Origin of the sequence: Pseudactinotalea suaedae, from assembly GCF_009733815.1 — a bacterium.
GTDB lineage: Bacteria > Actinomycetota > Actinomycetes > Actinomycetales > Beutenbergiaceae > Pseudactinotalea > Pseudactinotalea suaedae.
In genome coordinates, this window is record NZ_WNXY01000007.1 from 189,910 (window position 1) to 207,626 (window position 17,717).

The following is a 17,717-nucleotide window of genomic DNA, read 5'->3' on the forward strand; positions in this document are numbered from 1 at the left end:
TGGGACTCTACCCGAATTGAAAGCGCTTCCTGGAAATTGGATCGATGACGATGACTCTCTCAGGCGCCGTGACCACCTCCCGCCGGCTCGACGGCAAGGTCGTGCTCGTCACGGGCGGCGGCACGGGGCTCGGCAGCGCGGTGGCCCTGGCCGTGGCACGAGCGGGCGGCGACGTCGCCCTCACCTTCCACACCAGCGAGCAGGGCGCTCGGGAGACCGCGGCAGCGGTCCGCGAGCTCGGGGTCGGCTGCCAGACGCGCCCGCTCGACGTGCGCGACCAGCAGGACGTCGTCGGCGCCGTCGCGTGGGCGGTCGAGACCTTCGGGCATCTGGACGGCCTCGTCAACAACGCCGGAGTGATGCCCGAGCACCCGTTCCTGGAGATCACGGCCGAGCAGTGGGACGACGTGCTCCGCACCGACCTCACCGGTGCGTTCTACGCCAGCCAGGCCGCGATCCCGGTCATGCTCGAGCGTGGCGGCGGCTCGATCGTCAACATCGCCTCACGCCTCGGCCAGGTCGGCTGGCCGGGAGTCGCCCACTACGCCTCCGCCAAGGCGGGCACGATCGCGCTCGTGAAGTCGATCTCCCGCGAGTTCGGCCAGCAGGGCATCCGCGCGAACGCCGTCTCCCCCGGTGTCATGAACACGGACATGGGCCGGACCGTGATGGAGGGCGAGACCGGCCGCAAGCGCATGTCGGAGCTCCCGCTGGGCCGGTTCGCCGAGCCCGAGGAGGTCGCCGACGCCGTGGTGTTCCTGCTCTCGGACGACTCGGCGCTCTTCCTCGGCCAGACCCTGTGCCCCAACGCCGGCGGGCTGATGCCATGAGGGTCGTCTCGCGCCGCGAGGCCGTCGAGCTCGTCCAGGACGGCGACGCCCTCTGGATCGGAGGCTCCGGTGCCGGGCACGCCGTCCCGCAAGCGTTCATCGACAGCCTCGCCGAGACCTTCGCCGAGGTCGGTGCCCCACGCGGGCTCACGACCGTACGCGTGGTCGGCATCGGTGACTTCGCCGAGGTGGGCATGTCCCAGCTCGCTCTTCCCGGCCTGCACGCGCGCACGATCACGAGCAACATCGGCAACGAGCCTCGGCTCGGTGCCATGGTGCGCGCCGGCGAGATCGAGGCGTACTCCTTCCCCCAGGGCGTGCTGTCGGCGCTGTGCCGTGAGATGGCGGCCGGCCGCCCGGGCCTGGTCACCGACGTCGGCCTGGGCACCTATGTCGACCCGCGCCAGACCGGCGGCCGGCAGAACTCCGTCACGACGACGGAGCTCGTCGAGGTCGTCGAGCTCGCCGGTCGGGAGTGGCTGTTCTTCCCGGCGCTCCCGATCGACGTGGCCGTGATCAGGGCGAGCACCGCCGACGAGGACGGCAACCTCACGATGGAGGACGAGGCGGTCCACGGCGACTCGCTGGCGCTGGCGATGGCCGCTCACAACAACGGCGGGCTGGTCATCGCGCAGGTGGCCCGCCTCGCCCAACGACACAGCCTGAAGCCGCGGGACGTGCGCATCCCCGGTGCGCTCGTGGACTTCGTCATGGTCGAGCCGTTCCAGTCCCAGACCTATGCGACGACCTACTCCCCCTACTACGCCGGACAGCTCAGGCGACCCGACCCCGCCGCCACAGCTGTCGCCGGCGAGGTCGGGATGCGGGAGATCATCGCGCGACGCTCGCTGCTGGAGTTCCAGCGCGGTGACATCTGCAACCTCGGCTACGGCGTCAGCCAGCTGATCGGCGAGATCGCGGCCACCGAGGGGATCACCGGCGACCTCACGCTCACGGTGGAGCAGGGCATCTTCGGCGGTGCCCCGGCCGGCGGCCCTGACGGCGGTGCCGGCGTCAACTTCCAGGCGATGCTCGAGCAGCCCTCGATGTTCGACTTCTACGACGGCGGCGGGCTCGACATCGCGAGCCTCTCCTTCGCCGAGATCGACGCCGAGGGCAACGTCAACGTGCACGAGTTCGACGACCGCCCGCGCGGCCCGGGAGGCTTCATCAACATCGCCAACCGCACCGGGCGCCTCAACTTCGTCGGCAGCCTCACGGCGCGCGGGCTGCGCACACGCGTGGTCGAGGGCACGCTGCAGATCGAGCAGGAGGGCAGCCAGCAGAAGCTGGTCCCCCGGGTCCGGCAGATCAGCTTCAGCGCCGCCCGCGCCCGCGAGAAGGGCCAGCACGTCACCTACATCACCGAGCGCGCCGTGTTCGTGCTCGGTGAGGAAGGACTGGTGCTCACCGAGATCGCCGACGGCGTCGACCTCGAGAGCGACGTCATCGCCCAGATGGGGTTCCAGCCGCACGTGTCACCTGACCTGAAGCGGATCGACCCGCGCGTCTTCCGGTCGGGACGGATGGGGCTGGCTGCGGACTTCGCCCGGGAGGCGACCACATGACCGAGCTCGTCTCGCTCACCCTCGGCCGACGCTGCGAGGTGCGGCTGGAGGCGCCGCCGATGAACCTGGTCAGCCGTGCGCTGACCCTGCAGCTGCGCGAGGCCCTCACGAAGATCGAGCAGCACGGCGATGCCCGGGTGGTCGTGCTCTCCAGCGCGGGCGACCGCACCTTCTGCGCCGGTTCCGACATCACCGAGTTCGAGGACCTGCACGGGCAGGGTGCCGAGGGCAAGCTGCTCCTGGAGAAGCTGGTCTACCGGCAGCTCGCCCTGCTGGCGGTCCCCGTGATCGCCGCGATCGAGGGCCACGCCCTCGGCGGCGGACTCGAGCTCGCCCTCTCGTGCGACCTGCGCGTCGCCAGCGAGCACTCCCGGCTCGGGCTGCCCGAGCTGCGGCTCGGTGTCGTGCCGGGAAGCGGCGGGACCCAGCGGCTCGCACGCGTGATCGGCCTCGGCCGCGCCAAGGAGATGATCCTGCTCGGTGAGCTGATCAGCGCCGAGCGCGCCGAACAGATCGGACTCGTCAACCGAGTGGTGCCCAGCGGTGAGGCGCTCACCGCGGCGCGAGCGCTCGCCGATGAGATCGCTGCCCGCGGCCCTCGCGCGGTCAGGCACGCCAAGAGGCTGCTCGATGCCTCGGTGGACCGCCCCCTCGACGAGGGCATGGCGCTGGAGCTGGACGCGTCCGAGGACGTCTTCGCCAGCGAGGACATGCTGGAGGGTGCCCGCGCCTTCAAGGACAAGCGCACGCCGCGGTTCACGGGGCGCTGAGGTGACGAGCACGCGACTCGCAGCCCTGCTCGGTACGCCGCTGAGACGAGCCCACTCCCCGGCCATGCACAACGCGGCCTTCGCCGCCTTCGGGATCCCGGGAACGTACGTGCTGCGGGACATCGGGGCCGACGAGCTCGCCGCCGAGGTGACGCGCGCGCGGGACGAGCACTGGTTCGGGTTCCAGATCACCGCTCCGCACAAGCGCGCGATCATGCCCATGCTCGACGAGATCGAGCCGGGTGCGCTGGCGATCGGGGCGCTCAACTGCGTCGAGGTCACCGACGACGGGCGCCTCGTCGGCTTCAACACCGATGTGGTCGGCTTCCTGGCGGGTGCCGAGCAGCTGTTGGGCGGCCCACCTACGGACCGCCGCGTCGTCGTCGTCGGCACCGGCGGCGCCGCCCGATCCGCGATCTACGGGCTGGCGCAGCAACGACCGCAGCATCTCGCCGTCGTCGGACGCTCGGGCGCTGCAGCCGCTGACCTGGTGGCGGAGCTCGCCTCCGGGACCGAGACTGCGGCGATCGCTCTGGACGACCCGGTCCTCGCGAGCCACCTCGCCGAGGCCGAGCTGGTCGTCAACGCGACGAGCGTCGGGATGCTGAGCCCTGGCCCGGTCGTCGACGTCACGCTGATCGGGCAGGGGGCCGCGGTCTACGACGTCGTCTACGTCCCCCGCACCACCGTGCTGCTGGAGCAGGCGCGTGCGGCTGGGCTCCGCTGCCTCAACGGCGAGCAGATGCTGGTCACGCAGGCCGCCGTGACCTTTCAGCGCTGGACGGGTTCACCCGATCCCACGGACGTCATGCGTGAGGCCGCCGAGCCGTTGTTCGCCGATCCCCACGCTCAGCCCTGACCGCCATCACCCCACGGCCGCAGGTCGAGGTCGGTCAGCACGAGGTCCGCCTGGTACCCGGCGCGGATCGCCCCGAACGCCCGGCCGACGCCGCGGTGCCCGATCACCTCGGCCGGCACCAGCGACGCCGAGCGCACCGCGTCGTGCAGCGGCACGCCGGCGGCCACGGTGGTCCGCACCACGTCGAGCAGGTGCGCGGTGCCGCCCGCGATGGAACCGCCGTCGGCGAGCCGTGCCACCCCGTCGTCGACACTGACCCGCTGGGTCCCGAGCTGGTAGAGGCCGTCCGGCATCCCGGCCGCCGCCATCGCGTCCGTGACGAGCGCGACGTTCGCCGCCCCGACGAGCTCGAACACCTCGCGCACGAACTCGGGTGCCAGGTGGGTGCCGTCGCCCACGAGCTCGACGACGAGCTGGCCCTGCGCCGCCATGGCGAGAGCCGTCGGCACCGGGCCTGGGGCGCGGTGGTGCATCGGCGGCATGCCGTTGCACAGGTGGGTCACCGTGGCGCGCGCGGAGCGGGCGGCCTCGCCGTGCGCCGCCAGCGCGGCGACACCGGCCTCGACCGCGGTGCGCATCGTGGTCGCGTCCGCATCGGTGTGGCCCCAGGAGGGCAGCGCGCCGCCCTCGACCAGTGCCTCGAGCACGCCGCCCGGACCGAGCAGGCCAGGCGTCTCGGGCGCCACCGTCATGGTGGCCACGTGACCGCGTCCGATCGCGAGGAGCTCACGGGTCAGTGCGGCGTCGCCGTCGATGATCAGGTCGGGGTCCTGGGCGCCGCACCGGACCGTCGACAGGAACGGGCCCTCCAGGTGGATGCCGGCGATCCGACCCTCGTCAGCGGCCTCGGCCAGCAGTGCGACCCGCTCCCGCAGCACCTCGGGCGAGGCGGTGACGAGCGAGGCCACCACATGCCGGGTGCCATGAGCGCCGTGCTCGGCGACGGCGGTGCGCACCTCGTCCAGACTCCTCGCGTCGGGGAGGGACGCGCCGCCCCCGCCGTGGTTGTGCAGGTCGACGAGGCCGGGCAGCACCAGACGCTCGGGGGCCGCGGGGACAGCCGCCACGGCGTCGCCCCAGCCGGCCGCGACCGCCGAGGCGGCGTCGCCCACCCAGGCGATCACGCCGTCGTCGTCGACGACGACGACGCCGTCGGAGACGACGGCTTCAGGGGTGACCACGGCACCACGGACGGTCTGCGTCATCAGAACAACCTCGAGTCCACGTCATCGACACCGCGCATGGCGTCGTAGTCCAGCACCAGGCACCGGATGCCCCGGTCGGTCGCGAGCACCCGCGCCTGCGGCTTGATCTCCTGTGCGGCGAACACGCCCCGCACCGGGGCCAGCAGCGGGTCGCGGTTGAGCAGGTCGAGATACCGGGTCAGCTGCTCCACGCCGTCGATGTCGCCGCGCCGCTTGATCTCGACGGCGATGTGGCCGGCGGTGGACACCGGCCCGCGCGCGAGGATGTCGACCGGCCCGATCGGGGTCGGGTACTCGCGGCGGACGAGCGTGTGGCCGCTGCCGAGCAGCTCGACCTGCTCGGCGAGCAGCTTCTGCAGGTGGGCCTCCACGCCGTCCTTGACCAGACCGGGATCGACGCCGAGGTCGTGGCTGGTGTCGGCGTGCACCTCGTGCAGCTGCACCACCAGGCGGTCGTCGCTCTTCGCGTGCTGCACCGTCCAGACGGCGGTGACGCCGGCCGCCAGCTGCTCGCTGTCCGGTGCCGACTCGGCCAGCCGGCACGGGGGCGACATCCAGTTCAGCGGCTTGTACGAGCCGCCGTCGGAGTGCACGAGGACCGAGCCGTCAGCCTTGACCAGCAGGACCCGGCGGGCGAGAGGGAGGTGAGCGCTGAGCCGACCGGAGTAGTCGACCGAGCAGTCCGCAACGACGATACGCATCGGTGCTCGATGCTACTGCCCCCGACGCCGCATCGGTCACCGAAGGCCCGGCAGCGAGAGGTCAGATGACGCGGTTGTTGCGCGCGCCCGGCGGCGCAGACTCGAGCCAGGCGGCCAGGCCCTCGAACGCCGCCGGCGCCGCAGCGATCTGGAGCGGCTGCGAGTCGTGAAGGCAGCGCGCCTCGACCACGAGAGCGTCGCGGTGCGGGTCCTGCCGCACGGTGCGCTCGAGGATCACCAGCTCCTCGCGGTCCCAGGTGTGTCGCGGCCGCCGCGACAGCGACACCACGTCGTACCAGACGAGGGCCTCGCGCGTGTAGGTCGCGATGCCCGGGAGCCAGCGGCTGCCGGCGTGCAGGGCGCACTGGAACGATCCCACGCGCGCCGCGATCGAGCGCAGCCGCCACAGGAACACCAGCACCAGGGCGAGTGCGAGCAGCGCGACCACCACGAGGATGATGACCGCGTCGCGCATCGATTCAGCCGACTGAGTCCAGCGCGGCCGCAGCCGAGGCGTCGAGGACGATCGTGACCTGGTCGTGGTCGACCGAGAAGAAGCCGCCGTCGACCTCCAGCTCGACCGACTCGCCCTGGACGGGCGTGACCACCACGCGTCCGGGGCGCAGCACCGACAGCACGGGCTGGTGGCCCGCCAGCACACCCATCGAGCCATCCGCAGCGGGCGCGCTGACGGACGTGGCCTCGCCCTCCCAGAGGACGCGGTCGGGCGCGACGACCTCGACGTTCAGCGGCACCTCAGCCCAGCTCCTTCTGGATCTTGTCCCAGTTGCGCTCGAGGTCCTCGAGGCCACCGATGTTGAAGAAGGCGCGCTCGGTCACGTGGTCGTACTCGCCGCTGGCGATCTTGTCGAACGCCTCGATCGTCTCCGACAGCGGCACGGTGGAGCCGGGCACGCTCGTGAACTTCTCCGCCATGTAGGTGTTCTGCGACAGGAACTGCTCGATGCGACGGGCGCGGTTGACGGTGATCTTGTCCTCTTCGGACAGCTCGTCGACGCCCAGGATCGCGATGATGTCCTGCAGCTCCTTGTTCTTCTGCAGGATCGACTTCACGAGGTTGGCCACGCGGTAGTGGTCCTCACCGACGTAGCGCGGGTCGAGGATGCGGGACGTCGAGGCCAGCGGGTCGACCGCCGGGTACAGACCACGCGAGGCGATGTCACGCGACAGGTTCGTGGTCGCGTCCAGGTGCGCGAACGTCGTGGCCGGGGCCGGGTCGGTGTAGTCGTCGGCGGGGACGTAGATCGCCTGCAGCGAGGTGATCGAGTGACCGCGGGTCGAGGTGATGCGCTCCTGGAGCTGACCCATCTCGTCGGCGAGGTTCGGCTGGTAACCCACCGCGGAGGGCATCCGGCCCAGCAGCGTGGAGACCTCGGAACCGGCCTGCGTGAAGCGGAAGATGTTGTCGATGAACAGCAGCACGTCCTGCTTCTGGACGTCGCGGAAGTACTCCGCCATCGTCAACGCCGACAGCGCGACGCGCAGACGCGTGCCCGGCGGCTCGTCCATCTGGCCGAAGACCAGCGCGGTCTTGTCGAAGACGCCGGCCTCCTCCATCTCCGCGATGAGGTCGTTGCCCTCACGGGTGCGCTCGCCGACACCGGCGAACACGGACACACCACCGTGGTCCTGGGCGACGCGCTGGATCATCTCCTGGATCAGGACGGTCTTGCCGACGCCGGCGCCGCCGAACAGGCCGATCTTGCCACCCTGCACGTACGGGGTGAGGAGGTCGATGACCTTGATGCCGGTCTCGAACATCTCGGTCTTCGACTCGAGCTGGTCGAAGGCGGGGGCCTTGCGGTGGATCGGCCAGCGCTCGGTCACCTCGAGGGTCTCGCCCTCAGCGAGGTTGAGCACGTCACCGATGACGTTGAAGACCTTGCCCTTGGTCACGTCGCCGACGGGCACCGTGATCGGGCCGCCGGTGTCGCGCACCTCGGCGCCGCGGACCAGGCCGTCGGTGGGCTTGAGCGCGATCGCGCGGACGATGTTGTCACCGAGGTGCTGCTCGACCTCGAGGGTCATCTCGGTGCCCTCGTCGCCCAGGTCGCCGAGCCTGACCGTGGTCTTGAGGGCGTTGTAGATCTCGGGGAGCTCGTCGGGCGGGAACTCGATGTCGACGACGGGGCCGATCACGCGGGCGATGCGGCCGACAGCAGGCTTCTTCTCCTGCTCGGTGACGTCGGGGCTGACGGTGGCGGTCATGGTGTCCTGTCCTCGTTCGGTGGGGCTCAGCTGGCAGCCAGGGCGTCCGCGCCGGAGACGATCTCACTGATCTCCTGCGTGATCTCCGCCTGGCGCGCGGTGTTCTTGAGTCGGGTGTACATGCGGATGAGGTCCTCGGCGTTGTCGACGGCCGCGCGCATCGCACGCTGTCGAGCCGCGAGCTCGGAGGCCGCGGACTGCAGCAGCGCGTTGAAGATCCGGCTCCGGATGTACCGGGGCAGCAGCGCGTTGAGCACCTCGACCTCGCCGGGCTCGAACTCGTACAGCGGCAGCAGGCCCTCGCCGGGCTCGGCGACACCCTCGACGACCTCGAGCGGCAGCATCCGGATCACCCGAGGCTCCTGGGAGACCATGCTGCGGAAGCGGGTGTAGACGACGTGCAGCTCGGCCACACCGCCTTCCTCCGGCGGGGCGCCGAAGGCGTGCAGCAGGGTGTCGGCGATGTCGTCGGCGACCCCGACCTTGGGGTTGTCGGAGTCTCCGGTCCAGGTCTGCACCATCTCCACGTTGCGGAAGGTGTAGAAGCTGACACCACGACGACCGGCGACGTAGAGCGCGACCTCCTTGCCGTCCGCGCGCAGCACGTCCCGCAGCCGCTCCGCCTCGCGGAGCACGGTCGCCGAGTACGCGCCGGCCTGGCCGCGGTCGGCCGTCACGACAAGCATCGCCACGCGGTTGGTGTCGGTGCGCTCGGTCGTCAGCCGGTGCTCGACGTTGCTGTGGGTCGCCACGGCCGAGACCGCACGCGTGATCGCTCGCGTGTACGGCGCTGCCTGTCCGGCGCGCTCACGCGCCTTGCTGATGCGCGAGGCGGCGATCAGCTCCATGGCGCGGAACATCTTCTTCAGAGTCTCCGTGGACCGGATCTTCTGGTTGTAGACGCGCTGCTGGCCACCCATGCTCAGGCCCGCTTCTGCTTGACGATCTGCTCCTGGTCGATATCGACGTCCTCGGGGTTCTCGGGGACGTCGTCCGAGGTCAGGCTCTGGCCGTCGCTGGAGCGGAACGTCGAGCGGAAGCTGGCGAGCTCGGACTCCAGCTGCTCGATCGTCGCGTCCTCGAGCCTGCCGCTCTCGCGGATCGAGCCCAGCACGTCGGAGTGACGGCGCAGGTGGTCGAGCAGACCCTGCTCGAAGCGGTGCACGTCATCGAGCGGGACCTCGTCGAAGTGACCGTTGGTGCCGGCCCAGATCGAGACGACCTGCTCCTCCGCGGGGTACGGCGAGTACTGGGGCTGCTTCAGCAGCTCCATCAGCCGCGCACCTCGGGTCAGCTGCTGGCGCGAGGCCGGGTCGAGGTCCGAGGCGAACATCGCGAACGCCTCGAGCGAGCGGTACTGCGCGAGGTCGATCTTCAGCGTTCCGGCGACCGACTTCATCGCCTTGATCTGGGCGTCACCACCGACGCGGGAGACCGAGATGCCGACGTCGACGGCGGGGCGCTGGCCCGCGTTGAACAGGTCGGACTGGAGGAAGATCTGACCGTCGGTGATCGAGATGACGTTGGTCGGGATGTAGGCCGACACGTCGTTCGCCTTGGTCTCGATGATCGGCAGCCCGGTCATCGAGCCCGCGCCCAGGTCGTCGGAGAGCTTGGCGCAACGCTCGAGCAGGCGGGAGTGCAGGTAGAAGACGTCACCCGGGTAGGCCTCGCGGCCCGGCGGGCGGCGCAGCAGCAGCGACACGGCGCGGTAGGCCTCGGCCTGCTTGCTGAGGTCGTCGAAGATGATGAGGACGTGCTTGCCCTGGTACATCCAGTGCTGGCCGATGGCCGAACCGGTGTAGGGGGCGATGTACTTGAAGCCGGCCGGGTCGGAGGCGGGGGCCGCGACGATCGTCGTGTACTCCAGCGCTCCGGCATCCTCCAGCGCGCCACGCACCGAGGCGATCGTGGAGCCCTTCTGGCCGATGGCGACGTAGATGCAGCGGACCTGCTTGGTGGGGTCGCCGCTGTCCCAGTTGGCCTTCTGGTTGATGATCGTGTCGAGCGCGATCGCGGTCTTGCCGGTCTGGCGGTCGCCGATGATCAGCTGACGCTGGCCGCGACCGATCGGGATCATCGCGTCGATCGACTTGAGGCCGGTCTGCAGCGGCTCGTGCACGCTCTTGCGCTGCATCACGCCGGCTGCCTGGAGCTCGAGGGCGCGGCGGCCCTCGGTCTCGATCTCGCCGAGCCCGTCGATCGGGTTGCCCAGCGGGTCGACGACGCGGCCGAGGTAACCCTCACCGACGGCGACCGAGAGCACCTCGCCGGTCCTGCGGACCTGCTGGCCCTCCTCGATGCCCGCGAACTCACCGAGCACCACGACGCCGATCTCACGGACGTCGAGGTTCTGCGCGAGGCCGAGGGTGCCGTCCTCGAAGGTCAGGAGCTCGTTCGCCATCGTGCCGGGCAGGCCCTCGACGTAGGCGATGCCGTCGGCAGCAACGGTGACGGTGCCGACCTCCTCGCGAGCGCTTGCGGCCGGCTCGTAGGAGCTCACGAAGCTGTCCAGCGCCGCGCGGATCTCGTCCGGCTTGATCGTCAGCTCGGTCATCGTGGTGCTCTTTCTGTCGTCTGCTTCACAAAGGTATGGGGTGGTGCGCAGGCTCGCTCAGCCTGCGAGGCGGCGGCGAGCGTGGTCGAGACGGGCGGCGATCGTCGCGTCGACGACCTCGTCACCGATCTGGATGCGGAAGCCGCCGGTCACCGCAGGGTCGATCGCGATGTTGAGCTGCACGTCGCGGCCGTACGCCTGGGCCAGCGAGGCGCCGAGCCGGTCCTGCTGGGCCTGGCTCAGCGGGGACGCCGCGGTGACCACGGCGACCAGCTGGCGGCGGCGGCGGGCGGCAAGCTCGCCGATGCGCGCCAGTGCGGCGGTCAGGGTCCGCGACCGCAGCGACCGCACCGCGCGGGTGACCAGGGCCAGCGTCTCCGCGCTGACCTTGCCGCCGAACACCGAGCTCAGCAGCTGCACCCGGCGCTCGGCGCCGGCGTCGCGGTCGCCGAGCGCGAACCGCAGCTCGCGGTTGTCGGCGAGCACGCGCGTGAGGCGGAATGTGTCCTCCTCGACCTGGGTCAGATCGCCCTTGGCGTCGGCGGCGGCCAGGTAGGAGATCACGGCGAGCTCCTCGAGGGAGTCCACGAGGTCGCCGTCAGCCGACCAGCGGCTGCGCACCATGCCGGAGACGAGCTCGACGACCCGGTCGTCGACCTTGCCCTGGAGCAGCTGGGACACGACCGCGGCCTTGTCGTCGCCGTCCCGGGTGGGTTCGGTGAGTGCGCGGCGCAGCCCGGCGGAGCCGTCCAGCGCGTCGACGACGGCGAACAGCTGCTCGCCGTAGGTCGCCGCGTCAGCTCCTGCCTGCTGCAGCACCGACTCCCACGAGGTGGTAGCGGTGCGCAGGCTCGCCTGGCTGGTCGCGCGCATCAGGCCTGACCCGGTTCCGTGCCGGAGGACGCCGGAGCGCTGTCCGTGGCCTCGGCCTTGCCGGCGAGGCCGGCGTCGAGGTCGTCGAGGAAGCGATCGATCACACGAGACTGCCGGGCGTCGTCGGCGAGGGACTCGCCCACGATCCGGGAGGCGAGCTCGGTGGCCAGGCCGCCGACCTCCTCGCGCAGCGACACGACTGCGGAAGCGCGCTCGGCCTCGATCTGACGGTGAGCGGCCTCGACGATGCGCGCGGCCTCGGCCTGTGCCTTGGCCTTGGCCTCCGCCACGATCGCGGCACCATCGGAGCTCGCCTCGTCCTTGATGCCGGCCGCGACGTTCCGGGCCTCGACGAGCTCGGCCTCGGTCTGTGCCTTGGCATCGGCCGCCTCGGCCTGGACCTTCTCAGCGAGGGCGATCCCGCCCTCGATCTTCGCGGTGCGCTCATCGAGCACCGCGTTGATCTTGGGCAGCGCGAACTTGAGGAAGACCAGCGCGAGGATCCCGACGATGATCAGCGACCAGAACCAGTCGTAGAACGGCGGGATGAAGATGTCGATGCCTGATGGCGTCTCGTGTGCTGAGGTCATGGCGAGGTATCCAGGTCGTGGCCCAACGGAGTCAGAGAATGATCGCGCCGACGAAGCCGAGCAGCGCCAGCACCTCGATCAGGCCGGCGCCGATGATCATGTTGGTGAAGAGACGACCGGCGACCTCGGGCTGGCGAGCGATCGCCTGCTGGGTCTGGCCGATCATGATGCCGAGGCCGATGCCCGGGCCGACGGCCGCGAGGCCGTACCCGACGACCGAGAGGCTGCCATTGATGATGTAGTCGGACTCCACTGGTATTTCCTTCCTAGGTGGCGCTCGGGTTGAGCGTCATCGGGACCGTATGAGAAGCGGGTGCTGCGAGGGGTCAGTGCGACTCTTCGAGCGAGAAGTTCAGGTAGACGGCCGAGAGCAGGGTGAAGACGAACGCCTGCAGCCCGGCGACGAAGATCTCGAAGAGGGTGGCGGCGAAGCCGGAGACGAAGGTCAGCGCACCGACCGGCACCATCGCGGCCTCGGAGTAGAACAGCAGGGTGTGCGTACCGACGAAGGTGAGCACCAGCAGGATGTGGCCGGCCATCATGTTGGCCACGAGCCGCAGCGCGAGCGTCAGCGGACGGATCACGAACAGCTGGAGCGCCTCGATCGGGACGATGATCGGCAGCATCCATCCCGGGACGCCGGCCGGCACCAGCTGGGCCTTGAAGTAGGTGCCGCCGCCGTGACGCCGGACCCCGACCACGAGGTAGGTGACGAACACCCAGAGCGCGAGCACCAGCGGCATCCCGATGCGGGAGGTACCGGCGACGTTGAGGAACGGGATGATCCCGGCGAGGTTCATGAACAGGATCGTGAAGAAGATGACCGTGAACATGCCGACGAACGGCTTCGCGCGTTCCTTGCCCAGCGTCTGCTCGACGATCTGCACCCGGACGAAGTCCAGGCCCATCTCGAGGAAGCCCTGCAGGCGGCCGGGAACGACCTTGGCCTTGCGGACCGCCAGCCACAGGAACAGGATCATCGCCGCCATCACGACGAGCCGCACCAGCATCACGCGGTCGAGCGCCCACCAGTCGTCCGCCGTGCCCCAGATGAACGGGGTCGGGAAGAAGTCGCCGACACCGGGCAGGTGCGGTGCGTCGGCGGAGGCGCCTTCGGCGAGAAGGCTGCCTGAGCTCAGGGTCGTGGACAGCGTGCACTCCTGCGGGTCGTGGGCACGGACGCCCGCCGCACGATTGTGCGGCCAGCGCCACCGAGGTGATCTGCGGCTTGGCTACGTCAATCGTAGCGGCGTTGAACCGTGCTCCGGCGGGCGGGATCTGGCACTGACTCTACCGGATCCGTCCGGTTGCTCCGGACCGGGTCACGCCCGTTCGTCGGGCTGGTCGGCACGGTCCCCCGAGCGCGCGATCGTCTCGCCGTCGGCGCGATTCCGCCGTTCCTCGTCCGCCGGCGGCTGAGGGGCGCCAGGATCACGCTCCGGTGTGACCCTGCTCACGTCCGCGGCCAGCGGCCGGCCGGGCTCGACCGTGGGGATCCGGGCGTTGGCGATCGTGCCGATCTCGACGGCGACGGCACCGATCACCACGACGGCGAGCGTCACGAAGAACACGCCGCGGTCGTAGAAGTCCTGCGAGCGCAGCCAGAGCATCAGCACCACGACGAGGGCCATCTTGATCAGCCAGCTGCCGATCAGCACGATCTGGAGCAGCTCGGGCCCGCGGCCCACGAGGAACCGCAGCGTGGCCACGGTCGTGAAGGTGAACACCAGACCCAGACCGGCGGCGAGCAGGGCACCCCACACACCCGGGGTCTGAGCCACCAGCAGACCCACGAGCACGCCGAGCACGGCGGCCCCCGCGGTGAGCAGCAGCAGCCGTCGTTGGATCGTCCGGAACAGCGCGAGCATCGCCTCGGTGCGCACCGGCGGGTCGTTGAACATCATGGGGCCCGACATGGCCACCAGGATCCCACGACCGCCGGGATGCGGCGGTCAGCGGTTGAGGCGGGGGAACGGCTGCCGGGGCAGCCGCAGCGTGGCCCAGATCGCGAGCGCGAGCCCGATGCCGATGCCGGTGGCCAGCACCGGGACAGGGACGTTCGGGATCGCGAACGCCGCCGCGCTGAACGCGAGCACGGCGGTCCAGATGTACATGATCAGCACCGCGCGTCGGTGGCTGTGCCCGAAGTCGAGCAACCGGTGGTGCAGGTGCATGCGGTCGGGGTGGAACGGTGACTTGCCGGCCAGCACCCGCCGCACGACCGCGAGGCCCATGTCGAGCAGCGGCAGCATCAGCACCGCGAGCGGCAGCAGGATGATCACGACGAAGGCCGGCAGCGCGGTGCCGACGTCGATGCGCGCGGGGTCGATCTGACCGGTGACCAGGATCGAGGCCGCGGACATCGTCAGGCCGAGGAACATCGCGCCCGAGTCCCCCATGAAGATCCGGGCCGGGAAGAAGTTGTGCGGCAGGAACCCCAGGCACACCCCGACCACGCAGGCCATCACCGCCGTCGCGATGTTGGAGTAGTCACCGGGGCTCTGGGTGGTCGTGAGCACGTAGGTGTAGCCGAAGAAGGCGGTGCCGCCGATCGCGATCACGCCGGCGGCGAGCCCGTCCAGCCCGTCGACGAAGTTGACGGCGTTGATCGCGGTCACCACCACGAGGATCGTGACGATCAGCGAGAGCCGGGAGCTGCCGATCGTCAGCCCGAACACCGGGAACTGGATCAGCTGCACGCCCTGCCACGCCATGAAGCCCGCGGCGAGCACCTGGCCCACCAGCTTGGTGAGCCAGTCGAGATCCCAGATGTCGTCGGCCACGCCGAGCAGGCACACCACGGTCGCCGAGACCAGGATCGCCCAGGGCAGCGGCAGGCCGCCGGCCCCGTCGAACAACGGCTGCAGGAACGGCATCTGCGACGCCACGGTGAGCGCCACGGCGAACCCGATCAGCATCGCCACGCCCCCGAGCCGAGGGATGGGCACGGTGTGCACGTCGCGCTCGCGCACCGCCGTGATCGCGTTGGTGCGCAGGGCGAGGAACCGCGCCAGCGGCGTCGCCAAGAAGGTGACCGCCGCGGCGAGCGCCATCAGCAGCAGGTAGATCCTCACGGTGCGGGGGTCTCCGCGGTGGGTTCAGGGGGCTCGGTCGACGGCGCGTCGGACGGTGCCGGCTGCCCGCCGGCCGGCGTGGCCTTCTTGCGCACGCGGCGCGGTGCGATCGTCACGGCGTCCGCGGAGCCTGCGGCCGCCTCAGGCTTCGACCGGGGTGTGGCCCTGGGCTTCGCCGCTGCCCGCGGCTTGCGCGCCGGTGTCGGCTTCGCCGCCGCGACCGGCTCAGCGGCGACGACGGGCTCCGGCTGCTCGCCGGCGCCCTGCGCGGCGGCGTCCGTGTCGGCGGCGGGCGCCTCGGCCGGCTCGGGTCTGACCTCGGGCTCGGTCTCCTCGGCGGGCGTGGCTTCCTCGGCGGGCGTGGCCTCCTCGGGAGCGGAGTCCTCCTCGGGAGCGGCCTCCTCCTCGGGGACGGACGCCGCCGCCGTCGCAGTCTCCTCCTCCACCGCGGCAGGTTCCTCCGCGGGAGCGGGCTCCTTGATCCCGAGGTCCGCGGCGCTGAGCGCGCCCTCGCGAACGATCCGCAGCTCCGGGCCGGTGGCGTCCACGATCGTGGAGGCCACTCCCCCGGGTGAGGTCCCGCCGTCGAGATAGACGCGCACGGATTCACCGAGCATCGAGGCGGCCTCGGCCGCCGTCGTGGCCGCGGGCGAGCCGGTGGTGTTGGCGCTCGAGACCGCGAGCGGCCCGGTGCGGCGCAGCACCGCGAGCGCGAGCTCGTGGTCCGGCATCCGCAGCGCGACCGTGCCGTTGGTCTCCCCCAGGTCCCACTGCAGCGAGGGCTGGGCGTGCAGGATCACCGTGAGCGGGCCCGGCCAGTGCGCCGTGACCATCTCGCGGACCTGATCAGGGATGTCGTCGGCGAGACCGTCCATCGTGCGCACGTCGCCGATCAGCACCGGCGGCGGCATCTGGCGACCGCGACCCTTGGCGTCCAGCAACGCCTGGACGGCCTCGGGCTTGAAGGCGTCCGCGGCGATGCCGTAGACGGTGTCGGTAGGCAGAACCACCAGGCCACCGACGGCGAGCGCCTTCGTCGCCTCGTCGACGTGAGGCCACCAGGTGGCCGGGTCGGTGCAGTCACGCAACGCAGTCACGACCGCGATCCTCCCACGCCCGCACGCCCCAGCTCGTCGTAGGCTCGTGCGCGATGTCCACCGATGAGGCGGTAGCCCGACCGCGGCCCCGCGTCGTGCTGCCCGTGATCGCCTGGGTGGCGTTCGGTCTCGCGGTCCTCGCGAACCTGTGGGGCCTCTACGCGCCGTCGCAACCCGGACCTGCGCTGTTCCCGGGAGCCGACAAGCTCGCGCACGCCGGCAGCTTCGCGCTGGTCACGCTGACCGGGCTGCTCGCCGGCGTGAGGCCGCGACCGTTCGTGGTCGGGGTCGCCGCACACGCGGTGGTCTCGGAGGTGGTGCAGGCCACGCTGCTGCCCAGCCGATCGGGTGACGTCGCCGATCTGGCCGCCGACGTGGTCGGCATCGCACTGGGCTGGCTGGCGTGGTCGCTGATCCGGCGCCGGCGGAGAGCATCGGCGACGAGGCGGCCGGTCAGACGCGACGAGCCCGCAGGTACCGGTCCCGACCGGTGAGGTCGCGCTCGGTCGCGATCTCGACGAACGCGCCGGTCCGCTCGGCGAGCGACCGGGTGCCCTCGCCCTGGGTGTCGGCGTGCTCCATCACCAGCAGCCCGCCCGGGCGCAGCAGCCGCACGGCGGCCTCGACGACGGCGGCCGGCAGGGTCAGTCCGTCCAGTCCCCCTCCGTACAGCGCCAGGTCGGGATCGTGGTCCCGTACCTCGACGTCGTTCGGGACGGCGTCGGGCGGGATGTAGGGCGGGTTCGCGACGAGAACGGCGACCTCCCCGGCGAGAACCTGGAACAACCCGGGGTCCCGCACGTCGCCCACCTCGACCCTGGACGGTTCCTCGCGGACCGCGTCGAGGTTGGCCCGCGTCAGCCGTGCCGCCTCGGGTGCGGCGTCGACGGCGACCACCCGCGCCGGGGTCTCGTGGGCCACCGAGGCGGCGATCGCGCCCGATCCGCTGCACAGGTCGACCACCAGCGGCCGCGGCTCGCCCGCGCGAACCAGCCGGGCCACCTCCTCGATCGCCGCGCCGGCGACCACCTCGGTCTCGGGCCGGGGCACGAACACCCCCGGCGCCATCCGCAGCGTCACGTACCGGAACACCGCGTACCCGAGGATCTGCTGCAGCGGCTCGCGGCGGCGCCGGCGCTCGACGAGCTGGGTCATCGCCGCGATCAGCTCGGTCGTGACCGGCGGTGCGAGCGCGAGCTCCAGCCGAGCGGTGGGCGCGAGCCCGAGAGCCGCCGCGGCGAGCTCGAGCGCGTCGTGACGAGGCGAGGCGACCCCGGCCTCGGCGAGGACCGCCGTCGCGCCGTCGATCAGCTGCCGCATGCTCGGCAACGAGAGCCCGGGATCCCGGGCGCCGTCGGGCACGA

20 protein-coding genes are annotated in these 17,717 nt (G+C 71.1%); 5 read left to right on the plus strand and 15 right to left on the minus strand.

From position 1 onward, the window contains the following. Positions 1-50 precede the first annotated feature (50 nt). From GPA04_RS12495 to aroE, 4 genes are read left to right on the plus strand one after another with little or no spacing between them, the layout of a single operon-like run. The gene (locus tag GPA04_RS12495; protein ID WP_162458601.1) at positions 51-830 is read left to right on the plus strand and encodes an SDR family NAD(P)-dependent oxidoreductase; all 780 of its coding nucleotides are present in this window, start codon (positions 51-53) and stop codon (positions 828-830) included. Continuing rightward, the gene (locus GPA04_RS12500; protein ID WP_156224513.1) at positions 827-2,398 is read left to right on the plus strand and encodes an acyl CoA:acetate/3-ketoacid CoA transferase; all 1,572 of its coding nucleotides are present in this window, start codon (positions 827-829) and stop codon (positions 2,396-2,398) included. The genes GPA04_RS12495 and GPA04_RS12500 overlap by 4 nt, the downstream gene beginning before the upstream one ends. Beyond that, entirely contained in the window at positions 2,395-3,168 is a 774-nt protein-coding gene (locus GPA04_RS12505) for an enoyl-CoA hydratase/isomerase family protein (RefSeq protein ID WP_156224514.1), read from the plus strand. The genes GPA04_RS12500 and GPA04_RS12505 overlap by 4 nt, the downstream gene beginning before the upstream one ends. A gap of 1 nt (position 3,169) precedes the next feature. Next, complete coding sequence (gene aroE / locus GPA04_RS12510) at positions 3,170-4,027, plus strand: shikimate dehydrogenase (protein WP_156224515.1); 858 nt, start codon at positions 3,170-3,172, stop codon at positions 4,025-4,027. On the opposite strand, the gene GPA04_RS12515 is transcribed toward aroE, so the two are convergent. From GPA04_RS12515 to GPA04_RS12580, 14 genes are all read right to left on the minus strand, one after another. Continuing rightward, complete coding sequence (locus GPA04_RS12515; protein ID WP_156224516.1) at positions 4,018-5,232, minus strand: N-acetylglucosamine-6-phosphate deacetylase; 1,215 nt, start codon at positions 5,230-5,232, stop codon at positions 4,018-4,020. The two genes, aroE and GPA04_RS12515, sit on opposite strands and share 10 nt — an antisense overlap. Continuing rightward, positions 5,232-5,933: an endonuclease NucS gene (nucS, locus tag GPA04_RS12520; RefSeq protein WP_156224517.1), complete on the minus strand. Its 702-nt coding sequence runs from the start codon at positions 5,931-5,933 to the stop codon at positions 5,232-5,234. The genes GPA04_RS12515 and nucS overlap by 1 nt, the downstream gene beginning before the upstream one ends. Before the next feature lie 61 nt (positions 5,934-5,994). Further along, entirely contained in the window at positions 5,995-6,408 is a 414-nt protein-coding gene (locus tag GPA04_RS12525) for a DUF2550 family protein (RefSeq protein ID WP_156224518.1), read from the minus strand. A 4-nt stretch (positions 6,409-6,412) separates the two neighbouring features. Next, entirely contained in the window at positions 6,413-6,688 is a 276-nt protein-coding gene (locus tag GPA04_RS12530; protein WP_156224519.1) for a F0F1 ATP synthase subunit epsilon, read from the minus strand. A gap of 1 nt (position 6,689) precedes the next feature. Then, on the minus strand, positions 6,690-8,162 hold the full coding sequence (gene atpD, locus GPA04_RS12535; RefSeq protein ID WP_156224520.1) for a F0F1 ATP synthase subunit beta: 1,473 nt from the start codon (positions 8,160-8,162) through the stop codon (positions 6,690-6,692). Between the two features lie 26 nt (positions 8,163-8,188). After that, positions 8,189-9,082: a F0F1 ATP synthase subunit gamma gene (locus tag GPA04_RS12540; protein WP_156224521.1), complete on the minus strand. Its 894-nt coding sequence runs from the start codon at positions 9,080-9,082 to the stop codon at positions 8,189-8,191. A gap of 2 nt (positions 9,083-9,084) precedes the next feature. Continuing rightward, positions 9,085-10,719: a F0F1 ATP synthase subunit alpha gene (gene atpA / locus GPA04_RS12545; protein WP_156224522.1), complete on the minus strand. Its 1,635-nt coding sequence runs from the start codon at positions 10,717-10,719 to the stop codon at positions 9,085-9,087. A gap of 57 nt (positions 10,720-10,776) precedes the next feature. Beyond that, positions 10,777-11,592, minus strand: a complete 816-nt coding sequence (locus GPA04_RS12550; protein ID WP_156224523.1) for a F0F1 ATP synthase subunit delta — start codon at positions 11,590-11,592, stop codon at positions 10,777-10,779. Next, positions 11,592-12,182, minus strand: a complete 591-nt coding sequence (locus tag GPA04_RS12555) for a F0F1 ATP synthase subunit B (protein WP_156224524.1) — start codon at positions 12,180-12,182, stop codon at positions 11,592-11,594. Before GPA04_RS12555 ends, GPA04_RS12550 begins: the two co-directional genes overlap by 1 nt. A gap of 31 nt (positions 12,183-12,213) precedes the next feature. Continuing rightward, a complete protein-coding gene (gene atpE, locus GPA04_RS12560; RefSeq protein ID WP_277754303.1) occupies positions 12,214-12,435 on the minus strand; it encodes an ATP synthase F0 subunit C in 222 nt (73 codons plus the stop codon). Positions 12,436-12,508: 73 nt separating this feature from the next. Next, positions 12,509-13,192: a F0F1 ATP synthase subunit A gene (gene atpB, locus GPA04_RS12565; protein ID WP_156224525.1), complete on the minus strand. Its 684-nt coding sequence runs from the start codon at positions 13,190-13,192 to the stop codon at positions 12,509-12,511. Between the two features lie 312 nt (positions 13,193-13,504). Continuing rightward, entirely contained in the window at positions 13,505-14,098 is a 594-nt protein-coding gene (locus GPA04_RS12570; protein ID WP_156224526.1) for a Cg1360 family ATP-synthase-associated protein, read from the minus strand. A gap of 36 nt (positions 14,099-14,134) precedes the next feature. Next, positions 14,135-15,256: an MraY family glycosyltransferase gene (locus tag GPA04_RS12575; RefSeq protein ID WP_156224527.1), complete on the minus strand. Its 1,122-nt coding sequence runs from the start codon at positions 15,254-15,256 to the stop codon at positions 14,135-14,137. Then, on the minus strand, positions 15,253-16,353 hold the full coding sequence (locus GPA04_RS12580; protein ID WP_241680764.1) for an L-threonylcarbamoyladenylate synthase: 1,101 nt from the start codon (positions 16,351-16,353) through the stop codon (positions 15,253-15,255). Before GPA04_RS12580 ends, GPA04_RS12575 begins: the two co-directional genes overlap by 4 nt. Before the next feature lie 53 nt (positions 16,354-16,406). On the opposite strand from GPA04_RS12580, the gene GPA04_RS12585 reads away from it, so the two are divergent. Next, a complete protein-coding gene (locus GPA04_RS12585) occupies positions 16,407-16,847 on the plus strand; it encodes a VanZ family protein (RefSeq protein WP_156224528.1) in 441 nt (146 codons plus the stop codon). On the opposite strand, the gene GPA04_RS12590 is transcribed toward GPA04_RS12585, so the two are convergent. Next, a complete protein-coding gene (locus GPA04_RS12590; RefSeq protein ID WP_241680765.1) occupies positions 16,807-17,715 on the minus strand; it encodes a N5-glutamine methyltransferase family protein in 909 nt (302 codons plus the stop codon). The two genes, GPA04_RS12585 and GPA04_RS12590, sit on opposite strands and share 41 nt — an antisense overlap. Positions 17,716-17,717 lie beyond the last annotated feature (2 nt).

Coding starts and splice junctions, on each gene's coding strand:
- GPA04_RS12495 (WP_162458601.1), top strand. CDS start 51: ATGACTCTCTCAGGCGCCGTGACCACCTCCCGCCGGCTCGACGGCAAG.
- GPA04_RS12500 (WP_156224513.1), top strand. CDS start 827: ATGAGGGTCGTCTCGCGCCGCGAGGCCGTCGAGCTCGTCCAGGACGGC.
- GPA04_RS12505 (WP_156224514.1), top strand. CDS start 2,395: ATGACCGAGCTCGTCTCGCTCACCCTCGGCCGACGCTGCGAGGTGCGG.
- GPA04_RS12515 (WP_156224516.1), bottom strand. CDS start 5,232: ATGACGCAGACCGTCCGTGGTGCCGTGGTCACCCCTGAAGCCGTCGTC.
- nucS (WP_156224517.1), bottom strand. CDS start 5,933: ATGCGTATCGTCGTTGCGGACTGCTCGGTCGACTACTCCGGTCGGCTC.
- GPA04_RS12525 (WP_156224518.1), bottom strand. CDS start 6,408: ATGCGCGACGCGGTCATCATCCTCGTGGTGGTCGCGCTGCTCGCACTC.
- atpD (WP_156224520.1), bottom strand. CDS start 8,162: ATGACCGCCACCGTCAGCCCCGACGTCACCGAGCAGGAGAAGAAGCCT.
- GPA04_RS12540 (WP_156224521.1), bottom strand. CDS start 9,082: ATGGGTGGCCAGCAGCGCGTCTACAACCAGAAGATCCGGTCCACGGAG.
- atpA (WP_156224522.1), bottom strand. CDS start 10,719: ATGACCGAGCTGACGATCAAGCCGGACGAGATCCGCGCGGCGCTGGAC.
- GPA04_RS12550 (WP_156224523.1), bottom strand. CDS start 11,592: ATGCGCGCGACCAGCCAGGCGAGCCTGCGCACCGCTACCACCTCGTGG.
- GPA04_RS12555 (WP_156224524.1), bottom strand. CDS start 12,182: ATGACCTCAGCACACGAGACGCCATCAGGCATCGACATCTTCATCCCG.
- atpB (WP_156224525.1), bottom strand. CDS start 13,192: ATGCTGGTGCGGCTCGTCGTGATGGCGGCGATGATCCTGTTCCTGTGG.
- GPA04_RS12570 (WP_156224526.1), bottom strand. CDS start 14,098: ATGTCGGGCCCCATGATGTTCAACGACCCGCCGGTGCGCACCGAGGCG.
- GPA04_RS12585 (WP_156224528.1), top strand. CDS start 16,407: ATGTCCACCGATGAGGCGGTAGCCCGACCGCGGCCCCGCGTCGTGCTG.